Source organism: Kitasatospora sp. SC0581 (assembly GCF_048159585.1).
Classification (GTDB): Bacteria; Actinomycetota; Actinomycetes; order Streptomycetales; family Streptomycetaceae; genus Kitasatospora.
The window spans coordinates 1-322 of sequence record NZ_JBLRWA010000313.1 but is presented as its reverse complement, the minus strand read 5'-3'; the positions used below and the strand labels follow the sequence as shown (position 1 = coordinate 322).

Below are 322 nucleotides of genomic sequence, written 5' to 3'. Positions count from 1 at the left end.
CCATCCGAATCTGTTTTACGAACTAAAAAAATGGAATATAAAGATTGGAATTGTAACTCGTTCACCAAGAAAATATGCTGAGTCTTTATTATCCATTATGGGTTATCCTTATGATTGTTTAATTGCATCAAAAGACACGTTAAGAAGTAAACCAGCTCCCGACCCACTGATAAAATGTGCTAAAAAACTAAAAGTAGAGGAAAACAATATCCTATGTATAGGTGATCAAATTACAGATATTCAAGCTGGTAAAAACGCGGGTATGATGACTTTAAATATTAATGACTTCAGAGATCAAAATGATTTGTTAGATAGAATCCTA

General features: G+C 32.0%; 1 protein-coding gene. It reads left to right on the top strand.

Annotated elements, in window-relative coordinates; all coding sequences use genetic code 11:
* A partial coding sequence (locus ACLWS4_RS38255; protein ID WP_416876604.1) for an HAD family hydrolase occupies positions 1-322 on the top strand: 322 nt, incomplete at both ends.